The sequence below is a fragment of the Curtobacterium sp. NPDC087080 genome, assembly GCF_044745105.1.
Lineage (GTDB): Bacteria > Actinomycetota > Actinomycetes > Actinomycetales > Microbacteriaceae > Curtobacterium.
In genome coordinates this window covers 464385-480006 of record NZ_JBIUZP010000001.1, presented here as the reverse complement: position 1 = coordinate 480006, position 15622 = coordinate 464385, and the positions used below count along the sequence as shown (strand labels likewise).

At 71.6% G+C, this 15622-nt stretch carries 13 protein-coding genes and 5 tRNA genes; 10 read left to right on the top strand and 8 right to left on the bottom strand.

Annotated features, from left to right (window positions below):
• The first annotated feature begins 43 nt into the window (after nt 1-43).
• The gene (locus ACIPEQ_RS02220) at nt 44-1507 is read left to right on the top strand and encodes a peptide MFS transporter (protein ID WP_402713786.1); all 1464 of its coding nucleotides are present in this window, start codon (nt 44-46) and stop codon (nt 1505-1507) included.
• Between the two features lie 182 nt (nt 1508-1689).
• Here the strand turns inward: ACIPEQ_RS02220 and ACIPEQ_RS02215 are convergent, their stop codons facing one another.
• The 5 genes from ACIPEQ_RS02215 to ACIPEQ_RS02195 all read right to left on the bottom strand — a co-directional run bounded on the left by ACIPEQ_RS02215 (nt 1690) and on the right by ACIPEQ_RS02195 (nt 8502).
• Complete coding sequence (locus tag ACIPEQ_RS02215; protein ID WP_402713785.1) at nt 1690-1992, bottom strand: hypothetical protein; 303 nt, start codon at nt 1990-1992, stop codon at nt 1690-1692.
• Between the two features lie 727 nt (nt 1993-2719).
• Nucleotides 2720-6085 (bottom strand): ATP-binding protein, encoded by a 3366-nt coding sequence (locus ACIPEQ_RS02210; RefSeq protein WP_402713784.1) that lies wholly within the window; start codon nt 6083-6085, stop codon nt 2720-2722.
• A complete protein-coding gene (locus ACIPEQ_RS02205) occupies nt 6082-6843 on the bottom strand; it encodes a DUF4194 domain-containing protein (RefSeq protein ID WP_402713783.1) in 762 nt (253 codons plus the stop codon). Before ACIPEQ_RS02205 ends, ACIPEQ_RS02210 begins: the two co-directional genes overlap by 4 nt.
• Nucleotides 6840-8354, bottom strand: coding sequence for a DUF3375 domain-containing protein (locus tag ACIPEQ_RS02200; RefSeq protein ID WP_402713781.1), 1515 nt, complete (start codon nt 8352-8354; stop codon nt 6840-6842). The genes ACIPEQ_RS02205 and ACIPEQ_RS02200 overlap by 4 nt, the downstream gene beginning before the upstream one ends.
• Before the next feature lie 75 nt (nt 8355-8429).
• Nucleotides 8430-8502 (bottom strand) — tRNA-Val (locus ACIPEQ_RS02195).
• 365 nt (nt 8503-8867) lie between these two features.
• Between ACIPEQ_RS02195 and ACIPEQ_RS02190 the strand changes: the two genes are divergently transcribed.
• From ACIPEQ_RS02190 to ACIPEQ_RS02155, 8 genes are all read left to right on the top strand, one after another.
• Nucleotides 8868-8939 (top strand) — tRNA-Gly (locus ACIPEQ_RS02190).
• An 82-nt stretch (nt 8940-9021) separates the two neighbouring features.
• A tRNA-Cys gene (locus ACIPEQ_RS02185) sits at nt 9022-9095 on the top strand.
• Nucleotides 9096-9140: 45 nt separating this feature from the next.
• A tRNA-Val gene (locus tag ACIPEQ_RS02180) sits at nt 9141-9212 on the top strand.
• A 285-nt stretch (nt 9213-9497) separates the two neighbouring features.
• Nucleotides 9498-11480: an alpha/beta hydrolase gene (locus ACIPEQ_RS02175; protein ID WP_402713779.1), complete on the top strand. Its 1983-nt coding sequence runs from the start codon at nt 9498-9500 to the stop codon at nt 11478-11480.
• 71 nt (nt 11481-11551) lie between these two features.
• Complete coding sequence (locus tag ACIPEQ_RS02170) at nt 11552-12007, top strand: hypothetical protein (RefSeq protein WP_402713778.1); 456 nt, start codon at nt 11552-11554, stop codon at nt 12005-12007.
• Nucleotides 12008-12042: 35 nt separating this feature from the next.
• On the top strand, nt 12043-12552 hold the full coding sequence (locus ACIPEQ_RS02165) for a hypothetical protein (RefSeq protein ID WP_402713777.1): 510 nt from the start codon (nt 12043-12045) through the stop codon (nt 12550-12552).
• Nucleotides 12553-12656: 104 nt separating this feature from the next.
• The gene (locus ACIPEQ_RS02160; protein WP_402713776.1) at nt 12657-13151 is read left to right on the top strand and encodes a hypothetical protein; all 495 of its coding nucleotides are present in this window, start codon (nt 12657-12659) and stop codon (nt 13149-13151) included.
• On the top strand, nt 13148-13513 hold the full coding sequence (locus tag ACIPEQ_RS02155; protein WP_402713775.1) for a hypothetical protein: 366 nt from the start codon (nt 13148-13150) through the stop codon (nt 13511-13513). The genes ACIPEQ_RS02160 and ACIPEQ_RS02155 overlap by 4 nt, the downstream gene beginning before the upstream one ends.
• A gap of 58 nt (nt 13514-13571) precedes the next feature.
• Here the strand turns inward: ACIPEQ_RS02155 and ACIPEQ_RS02150 are convergent, their stop codons facing one another.
• Nucleotides 13572-13778, bottom strand: coding sequence for a hypothetical protein (locus tag ACIPEQ_RS02150; RefSeq protein WP_058727894.1), 207 nt, complete (start codon nt 13776-13778; stop codon nt 13572-13574).
• Nucleotides 13779-14082: 304 nt separating this feature from the next.
• Between ACIPEQ_RS02150 and ACIPEQ_RS02145 the strand changes: the two genes are divergently transcribed.
• Nucleotides 14083-14154: transfer RNA gene (locus ACIPEQ_RS02145), tRNA-Gly, on the top strand.
• 62 nt (nt 14155-14216) lie between these two features.
• Here ACIPEQ_RS02145 and ACIPEQ_RS02140 read toward each other — a convergent pair.
• Both ACIPEQ_RS02140 and ACIPEQ_RS02135 read right to left on the bottom strand, forming a co-directional pair.
• On the bottom strand, nt 14217-15011 hold the full coding sequence (locus ACIPEQ_RS02140) for a ferredoxin reductase (RefSeq protein WP_402713773.1): 795 nt from the start codon (nt 15009-15011) through the stop codon (nt 14217-14219).
• Entirely contained in the window at nt 15008-15601 is a 594-nt protein-coding gene (locus tag ACIPEQ_RS02135; protein WP_402713772.1) for a molybdopterin-dependent oxidoreductase, read from the bottom strand. The genes ACIPEQ_RS02140 and ACIPEQ_RS02135 overlap by 4 nt, the downstream gene beginning before the upstream one ends.
• Between the last annotated feature and the right edge of the window lie 21 nt (nt 15602-15622).

The window sequence follows — 15622 nt, the reverse complement described above, 5'->3', positions numbered from 1 at the left end:
CCTCGATTCGGACGAGCGGGGTGCACGGGGGCACAGTGGACGGATGTCTCGCACCACCCCACCCAGCGCTCCGGCGCAGCAACGCACCTTCTTCGGGCAGCCCTTCGAGCTGTCGACGCCCTTCGCGGTGGAGCTCTGGGAGCGGTTCTCGTTCTACGGCATGCAGGGCATCGTCCTGATCTACATGTACTACACCGTCACGCGTGGCGGCCTCGGCATCGACGAGGGCGTCGCGAACGGCATCATGGGCGCGTACGGCGGCGCCGTGTACCTGTTCACGATCATCGGCGCATGGGTGGCAGACCGGCTGATCGGTGCCGACCGGACGCTCTTCACGAGCGCGGTCGTCGTCATGCTCGGTCACATCGCACTCGCCCTGATCCCGGGCGTTGCCGGCGTCGGGGTCGGACTCGTGCTCATCGCGCTCGGCTCCGGCGGCCTCAAGGCCACCGCCACGACGATCGTCGGCGGGCTCTACAGCCGCGAGGACCCGCGCCGCGACGCCGGCTTCTCGTTGTACTACCTCGGGGTGAACCTCGGCGCCTTCTTCGGTCCCTTGCTGACCGGGCTGCTCCAGTCCTCGCTCGGGTTCCACTACGGCTTCGGGCTCGCCGCGGTCGGCATGGCCGCCGGCCTCGTGCAGTACGGCATCCGTCGGCGCAAGCTGCCGGAGTCGGTCCGGCACGTCACCAACCCGGTCGACCGTCGCCGGCTGCCGCTCGTCGCCGTGCTCGTCGTCGTCGCCCTCGCCGTGGTCGTGGTGTCGGTGCTCACCGGACTGCTCACGGTGTCGAACCTGCCGACGGTCGTCGTCGCGATCGTCGTCGTCGCCACCATCGCCTACTTCGTGGTCATCCTGAACAGCGGCATCACGGCCGATGAGCGGTCGCGCGTGTTCGCCTTCATCCCGCTGTTCATCGCGAGCGCCGTCTTCTGGTCGCTGTACCAGCAGCAGTTCACCGTCGTGACCCAGTACTCGGACCAGCGCCTCGACCGTTCGTTCGGCGACTGGGAGATGCCGGTGTCGTGGGTCCAGTCGATCAACCCGGTCTTCATCATCGTGCTGTCCGGTGTCGCGGCGGCGATCTGGACGAAGATCGGCGACCGTCAGCCCTCCACGCCGACGAAGTTCGCACTCGGCACCGGGATCATGGGCATCGCGTTCCTGCTCTTCCTGCCGTTCTCCGGCACGGGGCGGAACGGCACGCCGCTCATCGCCCTCGTCGCCATCCTGCTGGTCTTCACCATCGCCGAGCTGCTGCTCTCCCCGGTCGGACAGTCCGTCGCGACGAAGCTGGCACCGCCGAGGTTCCAGACACAGATGGTCGCGCTCTTCTTCCTCTCGGTGTCCCTCGGCACCGCGGCGACGGGCGTGCTCTCGCAGTACTACTCGCCGACGAACGAGGTGCCGTACTTCACCGTCCTCGGCCTGGTCGCCGTCGCGGTCGGGGTCGTGCTGCTCCTCTGCGCGAAGCCGGTGCTCCGCCTCATGCGCGGCATCCGTTAGCCCCGAGGCACATCCGGTAGCCTGGACGCGGCCACGACGGCCACCGCCACACCGGCCCCGCAACCCAAGGAGTCACCAATGCTCGAACTCATCGCAGGCGTCATCATCGGCATCGGCGTGCTCGGTGGCGTGGGCATGTGCATGGCCGTCGCCGCCATGCTCAAGAGCGGCAACGAGGAGTACTAGACCTCGTCCGAGGCAGCCGGTCCGACCGGCACCAACTGACGACCCAGGACGGTCGCGCGCTCGAAGGGGCCGCGGCCGTCCTTCGTGTACGCGGGCTCGTCGAACGCGACGGTCCAGGTGCGCTGCATCCCGCCGAGCTGCACCCCGCCGGGAGCCACGATCACCCCGATCGGCTCACCGTCCCACTGCTCACCGCCGCGGTCCGTGTCGACCACCTGCACGAGGGCGCCGATCCCGAGCCCACCGCCGTCTGCGCCGGCGTCATCGGGGCGGGGGCTGCGAGCACGTCGTCCGAACACCCGCCCACCGTACCGCGCCCTGCACGGCGATCGACCGACGCCGGTCCCGCACCCTGTACGCCCCTGAGCGGGCAGGACACGCCGTGCGCAGGCCGCCGAGCGGGCGGTATCCGTCGCCTGCAGGGTCCGATAGTGACCGATCTCGCCCACTCGCGGGCGGGGGCGTCGGTCGCCGGGGGCAGTCGGCAGGGCGGCGTCGGGCGGGACGGCGGGACGGACGGGAGGCGCGTGGCGGCGCCGCGCCGTGCCTCCCGTCCGGCGAAAGGGCAGGACATGCCGCGCGCGGTGCGTCGAGCGGGCGGTACCTGTCGGCCGTAGGCCCCGACCGCGACGGATCTGGCCCGTTCGCGGGCGGGAGGCGTCCATCGACAGGGGCTGGCGGCGAGATCGGCAGCGGGAGGGACGGGAGGCGCGTGGCGGCGCCGCGCCGTGCCTCCCGTCCGGCGAGTGGGCACGACATGCCGCGCGTGGTGCGTCGAGCGGGCGGTACCGGTTGCGCGCAGGCCCCGACCGCGTCAGATCCCGCCCGCTCGCGCATTCCGGCGCCGGGACGGACGGGAGGCGCGTGGCGGCATCGCGCCGTGCCTCCCGTCCGGCGAGTGGGCACGACATGCCGCGCGTGGTGCGTCGAGCGGGCGGTACCTGTCGGCCGTAGGCCCCGACCGTGACGGATGTCGCCCGCTCGCGCCCCGACCGGAACCGAGCCCCCCACCGGCCGCCACGGGCGTCAGGCGCGGGCGATCTCCGTGATCGACGAGTGGCCCGTCTCGGGGTGCTTCCGCATCGACAGCAGGCGCTCCATCGACGGCTCGAGCGCGGTGACCTTGTCGAGCGGAGCGCTCACCACGAGCTGGAACCCGAGCCGGAGCCACGCCGTCACGGCACGCCCCGCGAACTCCGAGTCCGCCTTGATGAACGCCTCGTCGAGGAACACCGGCGCGAACCGGGGCCGCGGTCGGGTCTCGTCGCCGAGCTGGTAGCGCAGCGCCGCCCCGACGATGAACGCCACGAGCTCCTGCGTCTCACCGCCGGACTTGTCCCCGAGCGACGAGTACACGCCGAGGTCGTTGCCCTCGGTGTCGTACCGCACGGCCGTGATCTCCATGTGCCGTCGGACGTCGAGCACGGCGTCGCGCTGCGTCGTCCGTCCGCGTGCTGCCGCCGGGTCCGGGCGGATGACCGCCATGAACCGGCGGAGTCGCCGGAAGCGGGTCTCGAGCACGTCGTCGGTCAGCTCGGTGTCCACCGACGCCGACAGCGCGCGGAGCTCCCGGCGGAAGGCGGTGACGTCCTCGCGGGTGACCCGGCGGATCTGGATCTTCAGGCGGTCCCGGTTCGCGCCGAACGGCAGCTCGCGGAGGATCTCGTTGACCGGCTCGAGTCGCTCCTCGATCTCGACGACCGCGCGGTCGAAGGCACCGGCGAGCGGGACGAGGTCCTCGCCGCTCCACTGCGACAGCCGACGACGCCACTCGCTGCGGCGCGCGTGCAGGCCGGTCGCGAGGATCTGGTCGAGGATCGCGTGGTAGTCCGGGTACGAGGCCACGCCGGTGCCGAGGTTCGGGTCGGGCCAGGCGTCCTGGTACCGCTGGAACGTCAGCATGAGCGCGGTCGAGGCGGCAGCGGCGCCGTCGAGTGCCTGGGCGAGCCGCTCCTCGAGTCGGCGTCGGAGTCGGCGTGCGGCGTCGTCGAAGCCGTCGATGCCGTCCGGGGCACCGACCTCCTCGAACGTCTCGGCGAGCAGCCGGGACTGCTCGTCGTCCGGCAGCGATTCCGGGGTGTCCTCGAACCGCGCGAGGATCTCGGCCGCGGCGTCCTGCCCGTCGACGAGCACCGCGTGGCGCTCCTCGAGCCGGGTGACGGACAGCCGCGCGGCGGCCCGCCGGTCGGCTGCTTCGTCGAGCGAGCGTCGGAGCCGGGCGACGGACTCGCGCAGGGTCCGCAGTCCGTCGTCGGCGGCGAGCAGCGCCTGGCGTTCGGCGTCGAGGCGGGCCAGCGACTCGTCGAGCCCGGCGACGTCGATGCCGTCCCAGGTGGTGTCGACCACGTGCTGGTGCGCGGCGCGCAGGGCGTCGAGCGTGGCGATGTCCTGCGCGACGTCGGTGCGTCGGGCCTCGAGCGTCGCGAGGTCCTGGGCGATGGCGGCGAGCTCCTGCTCCACCGACGCCATCCGGGCTTCGTTCGTGAAGCCGATGACGTTCGACTGCCGTCGGTCGCCGTGCGCACCACGACGTCCGTCGCGGAGCTGCCCGGACGGGGTCACGCGGCGTCCGCCACCACCGAGCTCCGTGGCGGAGTCCACGCACCGCGCGTCGATCCGGTCGGACTCGATGCGCTCGCGCACCCAGGTGCTGAACGGGGAGTCCTTGATCGCGAGCTTGCCGGAGACCATCGCCGGGTCGCCGTCGAGGTCGAGGTGCGGGCCCGTCGGGACGCCCTCGAACTGCACCCGGACCGGCAGCTGCAGCGCGTCGATCGCCTCGCTGAACGACGACAGCTGGTCCTCGTCGACGAGCAGAGTTCGGGCGACGGGCGCCAGCACCGACTCGATCGCCGTGCGCCAGTGCTCCTCGGCGGGGAGCACGTCGAGCAGTTCCGCGACGAACGGCAGCGCGTCGGGGGAGATGCCGGCGGCCCGGGCCATCGCGAGCCGCGCCTCGTGCATCGGCAGCGGCATCGCGCCCTGTCGGTGCTCGAGCGACCGGCGCTCCTGGCGCAGGGTCCGCTCGCGGTCGAGGAGCGGGTACTCCTCGCGCGTCAGGGCGTCCCGGCGATCGTCGAGCTCGCCACGGGCCGCGGCGTACGAGCCGAGGAACGCGTGCGATGCCGCCTGTGCGTCGCTGAACGTGCGCTCGGAGGAGAGCGCCAGCCCGAGCGCCTTGGTCCGGTCGTCGAAGGTCGCGCGTGCTCGGGCGACCGCGTCGCGCTCGCGGGTCCGACGGTCGATGCGGTCCTCGAGCTGGGCGAGGGCGTTCCCGCCCTGGTCGCGGAGGCGGCCCTCGGCCTCGCGGAGCTCGATCTCGACGGCGGCGTGCCGGGCCTCGGTCGCGGCGACGTCGGCGCGGGCGGCGGTGCGCTCGCGTCCGTTCCGCTCGACCTCGGCGTCGAGGAGTGCACGCTTCCGGGACGCCGTCCAGTGCGCGAAGGGGGAGACCTCGGCGCCGGTGGCGATGCCGTCGAGGGCGTCGGCCGCGGCCTTCGAGCGGGCGATCTCGTCGTGCAGCTCGACGATGGGGGAGAGGATGCGGACCTTGCGCTCCTCGGTGTCCATCGCCTCGTACGCCTCGTCGAGCGCGGAGAAGTGCGCGAGGGCGCGGTCGGCCGCCTCGTACGTGCCCGGGGTCTCGAGCACGAGCGACTTGTACAGCGCGTCGACCGTCGGCAGGTGCTGCCCGGCCTGGATCCGCGCGAGGAGCCGCATCGCCCGGTTGCCGCCGCCGGAGTCGCCGATGCCGAGCCGGGTCTGCAGCGTGTACGCGAGTTCCTGGTAGGTGTCCCGCACGACGAGGCCCGGCACCCGGCCGGTCAGCTCGAGGTGGTGGAAGCGCGACGGCACGAACTCCTCGAGCCGGCGCAGGTCGAACGTGTCGTCGACCGTCGCCATGGTCATCTGGATGTCGCCCACCCCGCGTGCCCGCTTCGGTACGAGGTACGCGCGCAGCACGGTGAAGCGCCGCTCGTCGTCGTTCCGGAAGGTCACCGCGACGGCGCCCCAGGTGGTCTGGTCGTCGCCGCGCAGGTTCACGTCGCGCAGCGCGCCCGTCTCCGGGTCGCGGCGGGTGTCGACCTTGCCGCGCAGGTACGTGAGCAGGTTCCGCTGGTCGGCGCTCCGCGCACGCCCGGTGGTCGCGTCGTTCGAGGCGCCGTTGAACGGCACGTCGGACGGCATCATGACCGCCAGGTAGGCGTCCATCAGCGTGGACTTGCCGGTACCGGAGGCGCCGGAGATGAGCGTCGCGGTGCCGGACAGCTCGACCTGGCGGTGCCCGTGGAAGCCGCCCCAGTTGACGACCTGCATCGACTCCGCCCGCCACTGCGCGACGGCGTCGAAGAGCGCCGGCATGCCGCCGGCGTCGATCAGGGTGTCGCTCATGCGTCTGCCTCGCCTTCGTCGTCGGTGTCGGCGGGTCCGGCCTGGAGGCCCGGTGCGGCCCCGGCGAGCGGCGCACCGCCGTCCGTGGTCGCGTCGCGGAGCCAGCGGTCGAGTTCACGGAGCTGCTCGAGGGGGAGCAGGACCTCGACGACGCTCGCGACGCGGAAACGGTCCGGATCGGTCGTGCGGATGAGGATGCGCGCGGTCACCAGGCGCTCGACGGCCTTCGCCACGCGGGACTCGTCGCGGGTGCGGTCGGTGGTCGCCGGGAGGAACCCGGACACGTGCCCGAGGATCTCGGAGCGGTCGACGACGACCTGGTCGAGGCCCGGGCGCGTGTCCGCCCGCAGGCGCATGCGCAGGTAGACGAGGACGATCGTCTCCTCGCGGGTGTACGGCACGTCGCGGAGCAGCGTCGGGAAGGAGCGGCGCTGGCTCTCCGAGCGTGCCTGGCGCTTCCAGGCGACCTCGCGGTCGCGGTCGACGTGCAGTTCGAGGAACAGGTCGTTGAGCCGCGACCGGAGCTGGTGCTCACCGTCGGTGATCGCGCGCCACTCGTCGGTGTGGGTACGCGCGCTCACGTAGGTGTGGCGGAGCAGCGCGACCAGGGCGCGGCGCTGCGGCTCGTCCAGGCGGCCCTCGTCGCCCTCGAAGAGGGCGAAGCTCGAGTCGTCGCGCTCGTCGAGCCGGTCCTGCTCGAGCGGGTCGCTGCCCTCGGGGTCCGTCTCGTCGACGGGAGCCGTCGTGGTGTCGCTCACCGTGCCTCCAGGCCGTTGTCGTCGTCGTGCTGGTCGTCCGCCCGCGCGCCGGTCAGGGACGCCGAGGGCATGTGGAAGGTGACCGTCTCGCCGTCCGGACGCACCGTGCGGTGCGGGACCACGTGCGTGGCGGTCTCGAAGTCGTCGTTGCCGGTGAGCAGGTGCGCGAGCCCGAAGAGCTCGACCGGCCGACGCTGCTCGGGCGGCAGCGCGTGGAAGGCCGAGACGCTGTCCGGGGCGCTGCGGAGCGCGGCGCGGAGCTCGGCGAGCAGCGGACCGCCGTGGCGGCGCAGCGACTCGACGTCGAGGTCCTCGAAGACGTCGTCGTCGGGTTCCTCGATGGGCGGGGGCACGGCCTCGTTGTCGGGGTCGTAGAAGCGCTCGCGCAGCGTGCCGATCTCGGCGGTCGCGGGGAGCAGTCCGAGCGGGACGCGGTCGCGGGCGGACCGCTCGTCGATCCACGCGGCGAGCCCGCGGTTGACCGAACGGAGCACCGCGTCGAGCTCACGGTCGCGGACGACGTCGTGCGCGACGATCTGGTCGCGGAGCGTCGCGGTGAGCTGGCGCCGCTGGGCGAGGACGTCCTCGATGCCCTGGCGCAGGATGCTCACCGTGTTGCGGAACGCGCGGCGTTCACCCGCTCCGAGGGACTGGGCGAACGGGTGGGCGAGGATCGTGGCGATGTCGTCGCGGAGCCGGAGCAGCAGGGCGTCGTCGCGCAGCAGTTCGAAGGCGCCCTCGAAGGCACGGCCCTCCGGAGTGGCCTGCATGAGGTCGTCCGTGCGCGCCAGGTAGTCGTCGAGGATCTCGCCGATCGGGCGGACCTCCTGCCGGAAGTCCTCGACGATCGAGCGGTGCATCGTCGCGACCGCCTCCTCGACGCGCTTGAAGTCGCTGGGCAGCTGCCGGATGAGGTCGGCGACGTTCGTGTAGCCGTCGTGCATGCGGGCGTCGTCGACCTCGGTGACCTCGCCCCGGGCGATGCGCTCGCGTTCGGCCTGCAGCTCGGCGATCTGGGCATCGATGCGGCGCACCTGCACGTCCGGGTCCGGCTCTGCGCTGGCCGCCCAGCGGTGCACGGCGTCGACGATCATCGCCAGGCGGCTCTCGCTGATGAGGGCCCGGTCGGCGCTCAGGGCGTCGACGAGGTTCAGCGCCTCGAGGGCGTGACTGGTCAGAGAGTACTGCTCGTCGCCGTCGGGGGAGTTCGAGCGGACCAGCCACTGCGCCGCCACCCAGTCGCGGCAGAGGGCACGGCCGTTCGGGCGGGCGTCCGACTCGCCCTCACCCTGCTCGCTCGCGGGGACGCGCGCGCCGGTGGACTGCAGTCGCGCGACGTGCTCCTCGACCTGCAGGTGCATGCGGTCGGCCGGGACGTACTGCACGTCGCGGTCGAACACCGTGCGGAAGACCGCGATGACGGCGGCGCTCGTCGGGCGGGACATCAGCCGGAGGGTCGGGCGGTCGAGCACCGCGCGCACGCGGGAGAACTCGAGGTCGACGTCGGTCATGGGTCCTTGCTCGTGGGTCCTTCGTGGGGAACGACAAGAGCCCGACGCTGTTGCGTCGGGCTCTCGGTGGTGGTGTGGGCGATACCAGACTCGAACTGATGACCTCTTCGGTGTGAACGAAGCGCGCTACCAACTGCGCCAATCGCCCCCTGCACTTGCGTGCCAGTCGATAGTAGCGGACGTTCGGGGCTGCGCCGAACACGGCGCGTCACCCGGGTGTGGCGCGTCGTGCTCGAGCTCGTGCTCGTGCGTGCTGGCACCCGGTGGGATCGGGCGTACTCGGTGGGAACGGGCGTACATGGTGGGTCTGTCCTGCCAGGAACGCCCGGAATCGCCAGGCATCTCGACCGTCATGGGAAGGATCGGGCAGCCGCGGACCCCTTCGATCCGCATGAACGCGGGGGACACGCCCGGTGAACGAGGGGGATTTTGGCGGATGCTGCTCGGTTCGTATAGAGTTCTTCTCGTCGCCGCGACAGCGGAGAGACAGAAGCGGCCCCCGGGTCGTGGAATGCGGATGTGGCGCAGTGGTAGCGCATCACCTTGCCAAGGTGAGGGTCGCGAGTTCGAATCTCGTCATCCGCTCGAGTGTGGGAGTCCTCGGACGACCACGACTCACCAGAGGGTATCCCACCGTTCGGGTACTCACGGAGACGTGAACCTCGATGGTGGGGTGGCCGAGAGGCTAGGCAGCGGCCTGCAAAGCCGTCCACGCGGGTTCGAATCCCGTCCCCACCTCCAGCAACACCCTCCAAGATCCTGCACGACCCCGGTCAGCAGATCTCTGGGCGATTGGCGCAGCGGTAGCGCGCTTCCCTGACACGGAAGAGGTCACTGGTTCGATCCCAGTATCGCCCACCGACGCAGAACCCCCGCTCCGGCGGGGGTTCTCGTGTTTCCGGGGTGTTGCTCCCGCTGCGAGCCGGGGGACGCGAGACGGTTCGGGCACGTCCTGCTGGCGACGTCACCACGGTGGACCGATGGACTCGGGTCGACTCATCCGGCGGCGACCCAGCGCATCGGGCGCGCGCACCTGCGACGTGCCCGTCCCTCCGCGAACCCGGGGACCCTGACCGGTGCTCGGCGGTCCTACCCGCACATCGCGGGCCAGTCTGCGTACAGTGGACGTGCAAGGGGGAGCACATGGGGGACATCCAGTACGACGAAGCGGCGGCGGATGCCGTCGTCAGGGCAGCCGGCGCGGCCGCCGAGCGCCTGCGCGGGCAGGGGGCAGCGCGTCGGAGCGCCGCCGAATCAGCCCTGGACGACTTCCGCGGCGCGTACGCGAAGCGCTTCGAGGAGTCGGTGCAGATCGAAGCCGACGACCGGCCGAAGCTCACGTCCGCACTCGACGACCTCGTCGACCAGGTGACCGAGGCCACCGCTGCAGCCGAGCAGGAACGGCAACGCCGTGAGCAGCTCGCGGCGTGGCAGCTCCGGCAGGACGAGCGGGACCGCCAGGTCGCGGCCGATCCGCTCGGATTGCACGGGAGTCCGTCGCTCGGTGTCTTCGACTTCAAGCCGACGGAGACGCCGATCGCTCCGCCGACCGTCACCGTGGCGTTCTCGGCGCGGGGTCGGACGCGCACCGGTGGCGGGACGGCAGAGGGGACGAGCTCAGCCGTCCCCGGTTCGCTCCGGTCCTTCGCGAGCGACAGCCGCGCCGCAGATCGCGCCGCGGAGGAGAAGCTCACGACGCTGCGGACCGCGTGGCACGGCTTCACCGGGAGCTGTGGCTGGGTGCGCATCGCGAACGCGTCGTTCCTGGCCGGTGCGGACCGGCTGCTCGACGAGAACCGCGAGGATGCAGCGTGGCTCGAGCGGATCGCCGACGCCTTCGACCGGGCCGGTGGTTCCGGCGATCTCTCGAACGCGACACTCGACATCGCAGCACCGGCCGACCTGCCTCCGGCGCTGCAGCAGATGCTCGATCCGGACCTGACCGCGGCCGAGGTCGCGGCACTCTGGGCACAGCTCGGATGGTCGTCCTCCCGCAAGCAGGACGTCCGAGCGCTGCCCCTGCCGGTACTCGCTCGCCTCGGCAACCTCGAGGGTGTCGCCTACTGGGCCCGCGACACGGCGAACCGCACCGTGCTCGACGCCCGGATCACCGAGGCCGAGCAGGAGGTGGAGGCGCTGCAGTCCACGATCGCGTACGACAACGGGACGGCCTGGAGCCGAGCGTCGGAGAACCTCAAGGCATTGCGGGACATCCGCACCGGTGCGCGGTTCGTTCCCGGGTCGCCGTCGGGTGACCGGTACGTCGTCTCGCTGACCGACGACGTGCCACCACTCGCTGCCGTCGCGATCGGCGACCTGGACACCGCTCGCAACGTGACCTGGGCGGTCCCCGGCATGGGGTCGTCGACCACCGGTATGAACGCGTGGGCGTCCTCGGCGCAGAACATCTACGACCAGCAGCGGGACAGCGTCGACGACGACAGCCCCTTGCAGCAGCACGCCGTCATCGCGTGGATGGGGTACAAGGCCCCGCCCATCCCCGTCATCTCGGGGAGCCCGGATCCGGGGGTGCTGTTCAACGGGTACGCCGAGCCGGGCGGCGACGCGCTCGCAGCATCGATCAAGGGGCTGGATGCCGTGCGTGGAGGGGACATGCCCCGGACGAACGTCGTTGCCCACTCCTACGGATCGACGACGGCAGCGTTCGGTCTGACCCAGGCGGGGGTCCACGTCGACTCCTTCACGACGATCGGTTCGGCGGGCATCCCGAACTCGATCCCACGAGCAGACGACATCCACGCTGATGACGTCTACGCCGGTCAGGCCCGGAACGTGTGGGCGCTCCCGGGCGACGAGAAGGGCGACCAGTGGGCGGGTACCGGTCGGCTCAGCCCCGTGCACGGGATCGACCCCACGTCGCCGAGCTTCGGTGCGTCCGCGTTCGGCGCCGACGGCGTGGAGAAGGACGGGGAGAAGCTGCGCGGCGTCAAGGACCACGGCGTCAGCACCCCCGACGGCGAGGGCTACCTCGACGTGAACACCGAGTCCCTCTCGAACATCGGGTACGCGACGACCGGTCAGCCGGAAGAGATGACCGACTACGTGGCCAAGGGACCGACGGACTTCGAGCGCGACCTGCTCGAACAGATGATGAGAGCACCGTGATGATGAAGCGATCCTCGACGAGAACACGTCGCACCGCCCTGCTCGGTTCGACCACGGCACTCGTCCTGCTCATGCTCACCGCCTGCGGGAGCACAACCACGACACCGAGAGGCTCCGACATGGATCCGTCGACCGCGAAGAAGTCCATCGTCGATCTCGTCGAACGGTCGACGGCTGCCGTGGGGGGCGATTGGAAGGTCTACCGCGGCCCTGCGGTCGAGCCGTGCGGACAGGACGTGGAGGATCGCGTCCGGTACGTCTACATCGTGGAGCGAGAGGGGTCGGCCACCGAGCTGCAGCGCGATGTCGATGCGGTCCGGGCCGTCTGGAAGGACGCGGGCATGGACGTAGTCGACACGGCTACGGCCGGAGGGGCGACGCGCGCCGGCATCCGCGGGACCGGCGACCCCGTGACCTCGATCGGGTTCGACGCGAAGCCGGACCGGTACAGCATGTCCGGAGTCAGCGTCTGCGCGCCCGGGAACGCGTCGGAGCTCCGCGACGAGGAGTTCTCGGACCAGGGCTGAGCGGATCCAGTCCTCGGACAGATGATGCAGGCGCCGTGACGACGATCGCACCTCGACACCGGTCGAGCGCCTGGCTCGCACTCGCAGCAGCCATCGGGCTCTCGCTCGTCCTCACCAGCTGTGCGGACAGCAGCGTGGATCGGAAGGGAACCACCGTGCGGGCGTCCGAGGCCGAGAAGTCGATCGTCGACCTCGTCGAGCGCTCCTCGGAAGCGATCGGCGGGGAGTGGCGCGTGTCACTCGGGCCGTCGGTGGAGGCGTGCGGCGAGGGCGTCGAGGACCGCGTGCGGTACGTCTACGTCCTGGAACGCGACGGTTCCCCCGAGAGCGCCGAACGGGACATCCGTGCGGTCACGGAGCTCTGGGAGCAGGACGGCATCGAGGTGTTCGACACGGAGACAGGCGGGGACGAACCGCTCCGGGGCGTCCGCGGCAAGGGCGGTCCCACCACATCCATCGGGTTCGACGCCCACCCCGCGCGCTCCAGCCTCTCCGGCGTCTCGGCATGCGCGCCGGGGCGTGCAGACGATCTGGCTCCGGGATGAACCACAGCGTGACCGATCGCCGGCGTGCGGTCGTTGCTCGGACACGGCGCGGTCATCGGCCGCACGACTCGTGGTGCCGCGCGCGCTCAGGACGAGGAGGAACGATGAATGGCCGATCGAACACGTGCGTCGCCGTACTGGTCGCGACCGCAGCGGTCCTGTCGGCGTGCAGTGCCGACCCGGGCGGAGCCCGTGCGGACGCGTCCGAGGCGAAGCGGTCGATCGTCGACGTGGTCGAGCACACGACGGCGTCGATCGGCGGCGAGTGGAGCGTGTACAGCGGTCCTGCGGCGGAGAGCTGCGATCGTGCAGGCGCTGCGCCCGGAGCCCGGTGGAGCTACATCGTCGAACGGGTGGCACCGGCGGGAGCCGACCCGGCCGCGGACGTCGAACGGGTCGAGCAGGCGTGGGAGGAGCAGGGCATCGTGGCCGAGCGCTTCGAGAGCGGATCAGCGGATCCCCTGCTCGGCGTCCGCGGCGCCGGAGGCCCGGTGACGTCCGTCGGGTTCAACGCCTTCCCCCAGCGCTACAGCGTGACCGGGGAGTCGACGTGCTTCGACAGGAGCGTCGCTGACCTACGGGGAGCGGGCGAGGGATGACCGACGACCAGCGCACGGACCGGGTGACCGATCGGGACCGACGGACCTACCGGATCGTCTCCCGCTTCGGCTTCGTCGCTGCTCCGGCGATGTTCTTCCTGCCGCTCCTCGTCCCGATGGTCAGCGATGGGTACCAGTCGTGGGCGGTCGTGTGCATGACGGCGGCGTTCGCGGTGCTCGTCTCGGCGTCCTCGTTCGCAGCCATGGCGAACACGCCGCCTGATGGGAACCCCGGTGTGCACCAGCTGTGGGCGATCCCGGTCGCCGTCTTCGCGCTGCTGCCCGGAGCGGTCCTCTCCTCCGGGCTCTACCTGACGATCGTCTCCCTGCTGAGCCAGGCGGCTGCGACAGCGCCGGGCTGACGGGAGACGCCTGCCCGACAGGAGACGCCGGCCCGACGACGGGCGGGGACGGCGCTCGTCAGACCGGTCGGTAGATCGCGATCGGGGGAGCGGACGGGTCGCCGTCGTCGTGGGCGTCGCCCGTCGCGAGCCAGGTGCGGCCCTCGTGCTCGATCGTCGTCGGCAGGTCGCCGTGCACCAGGATGCGGACCGCGGGGGCGTCCCCGTCGATCAGGTCGACACCGTGTGCCTCGGTGCCACCGGGGTTGTCGTGCACGTAGCTCATGCTCCGAGTGAACCCGGTCGGGCCTGGGAACCCGGGACCGTCCGGCCGCTCGCAGGGTTCGGGTCGCCGCGATCGGCCGGACGGGGGGTGGGTGGCCCCGGAGCGCCGGTCGTGTGGGCCGGGCACCGAGGGATCATCCGGAACCGACGAGTATCCGGATTGGTCGACGACCGCGCCGTGCGGTTTCCCGCAATCCCGCAATCCCGCGGACCCGCGACCCCGCAACGACGGATGACCGACGACGCGCCCGGCCTCACCCCGGATCACGGGCACAGGACCGATCCGGGGTAGAGTGTTCCCGTACGCGGATGTGGCGCAGTGGTAGCGCATCACCTTGCCAAGGTGAGGGTCGCGAGTTCGAATCTCGTCATCCGCTCGGAACACGAAGGCCCTGGTCACCGACCAGGGCCTTCGTCGTGCACCAGCCGGACCAGGCCCTCAGGCGCCGCCGAAGCGCTCCGCACGGACGTCGGACAGGTCGTGGCCGAGCTCGCCGAGCCACCGCAGCACCTGCTCGACGAACGGCGTCGACCCGCAGACGTACACGAGCGCGCCGGCGTCGGGCCCCAGCACGGACTCGCCGAGACGCTCCCGTGTGAGCCGGCCCACGGGCTCGCCCGATCCCGACGGTGCCCGTCGGCTGTACACGTGCGTGACCTCGAGCGGTGCGGTCGCACGCAGGGCAGCGTCGAGCTCCTCACGGAAGAAGACGTCCTCCGGGGTGCGGGTGGCGTACAGCAGCCGGAACGGCACCGGGTCGTCCGCCTCGGCGTGCGCGGTGACCATCGGGAGCAGGGGGACGATGCCCGACCCGCCGGCGATCAACTGCACAGGCCGGTCGGACGCACCCGGACGCCACACGAACCACCCGCCGAGGGGGCCGTGCACGTCGACCGCGTCGCCGACCTCGATCGCGTCGACGAGGAAGGGCGAGACCTCGCCGCCCTCGACCCGGTCGACGGCCAGCGTCACCCGGGTGCCCGCACCGGCCGAGGCGATCGAGTAGGAGCGGGACGCCTGGTAGCCGTCCTCGGCGGTGAGCCGCAGGTCGAGGTGCTGGCCGGGGTCGTTGCCGGGCCAGGTCGGCACGTCGAGGACGATGCGACGCGCGTTCGGGGTCTCCGTCGCGACGGAGGCGACGGTGGCGGGGTGCCAGGCGGGCCGTCTGCGGACGGGAGCCAGCCCACCCGGGGCGATCCGCGCCTCCAGGCCGTCGACGGGGGGTGTGCTCACCAGTACCGCTCCTCCTTCCAGGGGTCGCCGTGCATGTTGTAGCCGGCGTTCTCCCAGAAGCCGGGTTCGTCCTCGGCCTGCATGACGATGCCGCGCACCCACTTCGCGCTCTTCCAGAAGTACAGGTGCGGCACGAGCAGGCGGGCCGGGCCGCCGTGCTCGGGGGTCAGGGCCTCGCCGTCCGCCTCGAACGCGATCCAGGACTGCCCGTCGAGGAGCTCGTCGAGCGGAACGTTCGTCGTGTAGCCGCCGAAGCTGTGCACCGTGCAGAAGTCGAACGAGGTCTCGACGTCGGCGAAGAGCCGGTCGAGCGGGACGCCGCGCCACGGCATGTCGAGCTTCGTCCAGTGGGTGACGCAGTGGATGTCGACGGTGACGTCCTCGACGCCGAGCGCGTGCACCTCGTCCCACGACCAGGTGTGCAGGCCCGACTCGGTCCGGATCGAGAAGCTCCAGTTCTCGGGCGCGATGTCCGGCGTGGCTCCGGCGGAGAGCACCGGCCAGTCGCGGACGAGGGTCTGCCCCGGCGGGATGCGCGGGTCGTCGCGGTCGTCGCGGCGGCCGCCGAAGCCGCGGGTGAACGTCGCCATCGTGGTCCTCCTGGTCACTGG

Bases quoted from the DNA above. Each gene is read 5' to 3' on its own strand.
- ACIPEQ_RS02220 (WP_402713786.1), top strand. From the start codon at position 44: ATGTCTCGCACCACCCCACCCAGCGCTCCGGCGCAGCAACGCACCTTC.
- ACIPEQ_RS02210 (WP_402713784.1), bottom strand. From the start codon at position 6,085: ATGAGCGACACCCTGATCGACGCCGGCGGCATGCCGGCGCTCTTCGAC.
- ACIPEQ_RS02200 (WP_402713781.1), bottom strand. From the start codon at position 8,354: ATGACCGACGTCGACCTCGAGTTCTCCCGCGTGCGCGCGGTGCTCGAC.
- ACIPEQ_RS02175 (WP_402713779.1), top strand. From the start codon at position 9,498: ATGGGGGACATCCAGTACGACGAAGCGGCGGCGGATGCCGTCGTCAGG.
- ACIPEQ_RS02170 (WP_402713778.1), top strand. From the start codon at position 11,552: ATGCTCACCGCCTGCGGGAGCACAACCACGACACCGAGAGGCTCCGAC.
- ACIPEQ_RS02160 (WP_402713776.1), top strand. From the start codon at position 12,657: ATGAATGGCCGATCGAACACGTGCGTCGCCGTACTGGTCGCGACCGCA.
- ACIPEQ_RS02155 (WP_402713775.1), top strand. From the start codon at position 13,148: ATGACCGACGACCAGCGCACGGACCGGGTGACCGATCGGGACCGACGG.
- ACIPEQ_RS02150 (WP_058727894.1), bottom strand. From the start codon at position 13,778: ATGAGCTACGTGCACGACAACCCCGGTGGCACCGAGGCACACGGTGTC.
- ACIPEQ_RS02135 (WP_402713772.1), bottom strand. From the start codon at position 15,601: ATGGCGACGTTCACCCGCGGCTTCGGCGGCCGCCGCGACGACCGCGAC.